The sequence below is a fragment of the Micromonospora hortensis genome (assembly GCF_022230935.1).
In the GTDB taxonomy this organism is placed as follows: domain Bacteria; phylum Actinomycetota; class Actinomycetes; order Mycobacteriales; family Micromonosporaceae; genus Micromonospora; species Micromonospora hortensis.
In genome coordinates this window covers 205,232-211,754 of record NZ_JAKKFE010000010.1, presented here as the reverse complement: position 1 = coordinate 211,754, position 6,523 = coordinate 205,232, and the positions used below count along the sequence as shown (strand labels likewise).

Sequence of the window (6,523 nt, the reverse complement as noted above, 5' to 3'; positions counted from 1 at the left end):
GTGCGTGTTGGTCGGTATAGTTTTTGCTTGCTGACCGCTCCATCACGCGTGCTCGACCGCCCTGCCCGCCACGCGCAGGTGCCGGCCGGCGGCGCGGGCACGCGGGGCCGGGGAGGCCGCAGGGCGGCGGTCGCGGATTGCGGTGACGCAGGCCGGGTTGGGTGCGCGGCTGGGGTCGGGTGCGCGGCTGGGGTCGGGTGCGCGGCTGGGGTCGGGTGCGCGGCTGGGGTCGGGGGCGCGGCTGAAGGTCGGGGCGACGCGTGACGGGGGCGACGCGTGACGGGGGCGACGCGTGACGGGGGAGGCGCGGGCCGCAGGGGGCCGGGGAGGGCGCGCCGGGGTCGGGAGGCGCGGGCCGCAGGGGGCCGGGGAGGGCGCGCCGGGGTCGGGAGGCGCGGGCCGCGGGGGGCCGGGGAGGGCGCGCCGGGGGTCGGGAGGCGCGGGTCTTGGGACGCTGGTGGGGCACTTCGGGGACGGTCGGGGGGCGTCCTGGTTGCGCGCCCAACACGTCCCACCGCAACACGCCGGTAGAGCGCAGACACCGACACGCAGCGTGGCTATCGTCCGCCGCAACGTGCATCGAGCGGCGTCGCAGCGCGCCTGCTGGGCGAACGACCCGGGGTCGTCCGCCACGGCACGGAGGAGCGGCGGGAGGGTCTGGTGGCGAACGAGGCGTTGCGGGTGGCGATGGCCGAGGCGGGGGAGACTGTCGAGTCGTTGGCCGAGAAGGTCTGCGTCGACCCGAAGACGGCGGCGCGGTGGCTCGCTCCGGGGCGCATCCCGCATCCGCGTACCCGGGTGGCGGTGGCCGAGGTCCTGCGCCGGGACGCGGCCGACCTTTGGCCGGAGCCGTTCCGCCGCCGTGACCTGCCGTGGTTCCGGCCGTGGGCCGAGCTGGAACAGGACGCCACCTCGCTCCGGTGGTATGAGCCGCTGCTCGTGCCGGGTCTGCTGCAGACCGAGGGGTACGCCCGCGCGATCCTGGGCACCGGCGGGCTGGTCGCACCGTCCGAGGTGGACCAGATCGTGGCGGGCCGCCTCGAACGGCAGGCGGTCCTGTGCCGCGATGCTCCACCGCAGCTCGTGGCGGTGATCGACGAGGTGGTGCTGCGCCGGCCGGTCGGTGACCGCGCCGTGATGGCCGCCCAGTTGGCCCACCTCGCGAGAGTGGCCGAGTGGGAGCACGTGCAGGTCCGGATCATCCCGGCCGAGAGCCCGTGGCACACCGGGCTGGCCGGCCCGTTCATTCTGGGGCGGCTGCCCGACGGGGCGGAATTGGCGTATCTCGACAATCAGCTCCGCGGTCAGGTCGTGACCGATCCCCTCGACGTCGCTAGCCTGGGACGCAGGTGGGAGAGCGTCACCGGTGAGGCGTTCCCCCAACGACGGTCGATCGAGCTGATCGGGGAAGTGGCCACGACATGGACATGACCGACGCCCGCTGGCGCACCGCGACCCGCAGCAGCAACAACGGTGGTGCCTGCGTCGAGGTGGCCGACAACCTGCCCGGCCGGGTGCTGGTGCGTGACAGCAAGGATCGCGACGGCGCCGCCCTGACCTTCGCGCCGACCGCCTGGGCGTCGTTCATCGGCGCTGTCAGCGCGGCGAGCGGCGGGCAGCGTCAGGCCGTACCCCAGGTGTAGGTCTGCTTGCGCAGCTTGAGATAGACGAACGCCTCGGTGGAGAGCACCCCGGGCACCGCGCGCAGTCGTTGCAGGATCTCCAGCAGGTGGTCGTCGTTGCGGCAGACCACCTCGGTGAGCAGGTCGAACGACCCAGCGGTGATCACCACGTAGTCGACCTCGTCCAACTCGGCCAGCCGGTCGGCGACCGCTTCCAGGTCGCCGTCGGTACGGAGGCCGATCATCGCCTGCCGGTTGAAGCCGAGCTGGAGCGGATCGGTCACCGCCACGATCTGCATCACGCCGGAGTCGAGCAGCCGCTGCACCCGTTGCCGGACCGCCGCCTCGGACAGCCCCACCGCCTTGCCGATCGTCGCGTACGGGCGGCGGCCGTCCTCCTGGAGCTGCTCGATGATCTGCTTGGCCACGTCATCCAGCAGAGCGTGATTGGCGCCGTCACGGACAGCGACGCGTCGACCGCCATTGCTGTTCTCGTGCTGCCGGTTTGTCATTGCCCGCTCCCCATGTCCCGAATCGTGATGTCGCGCGTGTATCCCCGCGTAGTCTGGCGTATTTCGTCGTGCATCGCTATTCCCGCAACGGAATCCCTTGTAAGGGAGGTCACCTCATGTCAGGATCAGTCGTCCATGGCACTTGACCCTCCCGACATTCCCGCCGGCGCGCCTCCCCGTCCCGCCCGCCGACGATGACCCCCTAGGAGTCGTCATGCGTACTCCCCTCCGGCCCCTCTCCCGGCGTGGACTGCTCACCGGCACTCTCGGTTCGGCCGCCCTGCTCACCATGGGTGGCAGCCTCGCGGGCTGCGGCACCAAGGGCGCGCAACAGACCGAAGCTGGCTGCGTCAGCGAGGACCTCTCCGGCACCGAGAAGAAACTCGCCTTCGCCAACTGGCCGCAGTACATGGACGTGGACGACGCTGACGAGTCCAAGCGGCCGAGCCTCGACGAGTTCATCACGAAGACCGGCATTCAGGTGACCTACACCGAGGACATCAACGACAACAACGAATTCTTCGGCAAGGTGCAGAACCAGCTCGCCGCCTGCCAGAGCACCGACCGGGACATCATCGTGCTGACCGACTGGATGGCGGCCCGGATGATCCGGCTCGGCTGGATCCAGAAGCTGGACCCGGCGAAGATCCCGAACGTGCAGGCCAACCTGCTTCCGTCGCTGCTCAACCGCCCCTTCGACGCCGAGAATCGGATCTCCATCCCGTGGCAGTCCGGCCTCGCCGGCCTCGCTTACAACGGCAACGTCACGAAGGAACTGCGGACTGTCGACGAACTGCTCACCCGCCCCGACCTCAAGGGCAAGGTGACAGCGCTCAGCGAGATGCGCGACACCATGGGTCTGCTGCTCGGGTCCAACGGGCATGACCCGGCGAACTTTACCGCCGCCCAGTTCGACGACGCCCTCAACAAGCTCAAGAAGGCAGTCGACTCCGGGCAGATCCGCAAGTTCACCGGTAACGACTACGCGCCCGACCTGGCGAAGGGCGACATCGCCGCGTGCATCGGCTGGTCCGGCGACGTCATCCAACTGTCCGGTGAGGACGAGAAAGTTCGGTTCGTCGCGCCGGACTCCGGCGTGATGCTCTACAGCGACAACATGATGGTCCCCAACAAGGCCACCCACAAAGGCAATGCCGAAGCGCTGATCAACTACTACTACGAGCCGGCTGTCGCGGCGAAGCTGGCCGCGTACGTCAACTACATCTGCCCGGTCAAGGGCGCTCAGGCCGAGATGGAGAAGATCGACCCCGAGTTGGCGGCCAACCCGCTGATCTTCCCGGACGAGGCGCTGCTGTCGAAGTCCAAGGTGTTCATGGCCCTGGACGAGAAGCAGGAGAAGGAGTACGAGGGCAAGTTCCAACAGGTCATCGGGGCGTGACGAGGATGGCGCGCGAGACACCAGCCGGCGACCTGCGCCTGGCCGACCTCACCAAACGGTTCGGCGTCTTCACCGCTGTCGACGACCTGAGCCTGACCATCGAGCAGGGCTCGTTCTTCGCGCTGCTCGGCGCGTCCGGCTGCGGCAAGACCACCACGTTGCGGATGATCGCCGGCCTCGAGGAGCCGACCAGCGGCCAGGTGCTGCTCGGTGACCGGGACATCGCCCGGCTGCGGCCGTACAAGCGGCCGGTCAACACCGTCTTCCAGAGCTACGCCCTCTTTCCGCACCTCGACATCTTCGAGAACGTGGCCTTCGGGCTGCGCCGACGCGGCATCCGCTCGGTCGACGACGAGGTCACCCGGATGCTGTCGCTGGTGCAACTCGACGGGTACGGCAACCGCCGCCCCGCCCAGCTCTCCGGCGGCCAGCAGCAGCGGGTCGCGTTGGCCCGCGCCCTGATCAACCGGCCGCAGGTGCTGTTGCTCGACGAGCCGCTGGGCGCACTCGACCTCAAGCTGCGCCGACAGATGCAGATTGAGCTGAAGCGCATCCAGACCGAGGTCGGCATCACCTTCGTGCACGTCACCCACGACCAGGAGGAGGCCATGACAATGGCCGACACCGTCGCGGTGATGAACGCCGGCCGGATCGAGCAACTCGGTCCTCCCGCCGACCTCTACGAGTTTCCCGCCACCGCCTTCGTGGCGAACTTCCTCGGCCAGTCGAACCTGCTCGCCGGCGAGGCCACCGGCGCCGGTGGCGGCGACGTCGCGGTGACGGCGCACGGCACGCGCTTCTCGGTGCCCGCCGGCCGCTCACGGGCCGAACACGGTCCGGTCCACCTGGGGGTACGCCCCGAGAAGCTGATTCTGGTCGGCTCCGCCGACCAGGTGCCCGCTGGGCATCAGCACGTCACCGGAGTGGTCACCGACGCCTCCTACGTGGGAGTCAGCACGCAGTACCTGCTGCGCACCGGCTGGGGCACGGAGTTGTCGGTCTTCGCCGCCAACAGCGGGACGTCGCCGCCGGTGGCGGTCGGCAGCGAGGCCGTGGCGTACTGGGATCCGCAGCACGCGTTCCTGCTGCCCCGCGACGCCGCCGACACCGACCGGACGTCGCCGGTGCTCGACGAGCCGGTGGGTGCGTCGTCGTGACCCTGCTGGCCCCCACCAGGGCGGGGCACCCGCCGCCCGCGCCACCGGCAGCCCGGTCCGGGCGGCGCCGGCTCCTGCCGTACCTCCTGTTGTTGCCCGGTGCGGCCTGGCTGCTCATCTTCTTCGGTGTGCCGCTGGTGCAGTTGGCGGCGGCCAGCCTGTACGACCCCGGCGGCTCGCTCTCCACCGGGTACGCGATGACCTGGGCGGTCGGCAACTACCCGGACGTGCTGCAGGCGTACTGGCCGCAGTTCCTGCGCTCGTTCGGCTACGCCGGGTTGGCCCTGGTGCTGGCGTTGCTGCTGGGCTACCCACTGGCGTACGCCATCGCGCAGAAGGCCGGCCGTTGGAAGAACCTGCTGCTGGTGTGCGTCGTCGCACCGATGTTCACCAGCTTCCTGGTCCGGACGCTGGCCTGGAAGACGATCCTGTCGGACAACGGCGCGCTCGTCGGTCTGCTGCGCGACGTGCACCTACTCGCCCCGGACGGTCGGCTGCTGGCCACCCCGTTCGCTGTGGTGCTCGGCCTGACGTACAACTTCCTGCCGTTCCTGGTGCTGCCGCTGTACGCCAGCCTGGAGCGGCTGGACCCCCGGTTGCTGGAGGCGGCCACCGACCTGTACGCGAGCCCGGTGCAGGCGTTCCGTCGGGTGACGCTGCCGCTGTCCATGCCCGGCCTGGTCGCCGGCACGCTGCTGTTCTTCATCCCGGCCAGCGGCGACTACATCAACGCCGAACTGCTCGGCACCCCAAACGAATACATGATCGGCAACGTCATCGACTCGGCGTTCCTGGTCCGCCTGGACTACCCGCAGGGCGCCGCGTTGTCGTTCCTGCTGATGGCGGCGATCCTCGCGGTGGTCTTCGGCTACCTCCGTCGAGCCGGCACGGAGGAGGTCCTGTGAGCGCGAGGAGCGCAGCGCAGCGGAGCCCCGCAGTCGCGAACGAAAGGCGGCTCTGATGAGGCTTTCCCGTTGGCTCGCGGACCGCTGGGTGATGATCGTGGCATTGCTGGTGCTCGGCTACCTGGCGCTGCCGATCCTGGTGGTGGCCGCGCTGTCGTTCAACAGGCCGTCGAGCCGGCTGTCGTACGACTTCAACGAGTTCACACTGGACAACTGGCGGCAGCCGTGCGCCACCTCGGACATGTGCGACGCGGTGGTCCGCAGCGTGCAGATCGGCTTTATCGCCACTGTGGTCGCCACGGTGCTCGGCACCCTGATGGCGTTCGCGCTGGTCCGGCACCGTTTCCGGGGCCGATCCGGGATCAACGTGCTGATCTTCCTGCCGATGGCCACCCCGGAGCTGGTGATGGGCACGTCGTTGCTGGCCCTGTTCGTGTCGGCGGGAGTGCCGCAGGGGTTCTGGACCATCGTGATCGCGCACGTGATGTTCTGCGTGTCGTTCGTGGTGGTGACCGTGAAGGCGCGGCTCGCCGGGATGGACCGGCGGCTGGAGGAGGCCGCCATGGACCTCTACGCCAACGAGTGGCAGACCTTCCGGCGGATCACCCTGCCGCTGGTGCTGCCCGGGATCGTGGCCGCCGCGTTGCTGGCCTTCTCGCTGAGCTTCGACGACTTCATCATCACGAACTTCAACGCCGGCACCACAGTCACGTTCCCGATGTACATCTGGGGCGCTGCCCAGCGTGGCATCCCACCGCAGGTCAACGTGATCGGCACCGCGATGTTCGCTGTCGCGCTGCTACTCGTGGGGCTCAGCTCGCTGCGCGGTCGACGGGCCCGCCGCGCCACTCTGCTGGCCGGGCCGTCAGGTCACCCGCGTCGGTCGTCATGACGCCCCCGGATGCGGGTCATCCGACCGGTGGGCCGT

At 69.5% G+C, this 6,523-nt stretch carries 7 protein-coding genes; 6 read left to right on the top strand and 1 reads right to left on the bottom strand.

What is annotated here, in order from left to right:
• Positions 1-687 precede the first annotated feature (687 nt).
• Both NIE111_RS06840 and NIE111_RS06835 read left to right on the top strand, forming a co-directional pair.
• Complete coding sequence (locus NIE111_RS06840) at positions 688-1,431, top strand: DUF5753 domain-containing protein (protein WP_238683573.1); 744 nt, start codon at positions 688-690, stop codon at positions 1,429-1,431.
• Positions 1,422-1,643 (top strand): DUF397 domain-containing protein, encoded by a 222-nt coding sequence (locus NIE111_RS06835; RefSeq protein WP_238683563.1) that lies wholly within the window; start codon positions 1,422-1,424, stop codon positions 1,641-1,643. Before NIE111_RS06840 ends, NIE111_RS06835 begins: the two co-directional genes overlap by 10 nt.
• Here the strand turns inward: NIE111_RS06835 and NIE111_RS06830 are convergent.
• A complete protein-coding gene (locus NIE111_RS06830; protein ID WP_091394101.1) occupies positions 1,622-2,134 on the bottom strand; it encodes an Lrp/AsnC family transcriptional regulator in 513 nt (170 codons plus the stop codon). The two genes, NIE111_RS06835 and NIE111_RS06830, sit on opposite strands and share 22 nt — an antisense overlap.
• A 214-nt stretch (positions 2,135-2,348) precedes the next feature.
• On the opposite strand from NIE111_RS06830, the gene NIE111_RS06825 reads away from it, so the two are divergent.
• Genes NIE111_RS06825 through NIE111_RS06810 form a run of 4 tightly spaced genes read left to right on the top strand, consistent with a single transcriptional unit; the run spans position 2,349 to position 6,487 of the window.
• On the top strand, positions 2,349-3,533 hold the full coding sequence (locus tag NIE111_RS06825; protein ID WP_238683562.1) for a polyamine ABC transporter substrate-binding protein: 1,185 nt from the start codon (positions 2,349-2,351) through the stop codon (positions 3,531-3,533).
• Between the two features lie 5 nt (positions 3,534-3,538).
• Entirely contained in the window at positions 3,539-4,690 is a 1,152-nt protein-coding gene (locus NIE111_RS06820; RefSeq protein WP_238683572.1) for an ABC transporter ATP-binding protein, read from the top strand.
• Complete coding sequence (locus tag NIE111_RS06815) at positions 4,687-5,595, top strand: ABC transporter permease (RefSeq protein WP_238683561.1); 909 nt, start codon at positions 4,687-4,689, stop codon at positions 5,593-5,595. Before NIE111_RS06820 ends, NIE111_RS06815 begins: the two co-directional genes overlap by 4 nt.
• Positions 5,596-5,650: 55 nt before the next feature.
• The gene (locus NIE111_RS06810; RefSeq protein ID WP_238683560.1) at positions 5,651-6,487 is read left to right on the top strand and encodes an ABC transporter permease; all 837 of its coding nucleotides are present in this window, start codon (positions 5,651-5,653) and stop codon (positions 6,485-6,487) included.
• The last annotated feature ends 36 nt before the right edge of the window (positions 6,488-6,523 follow it).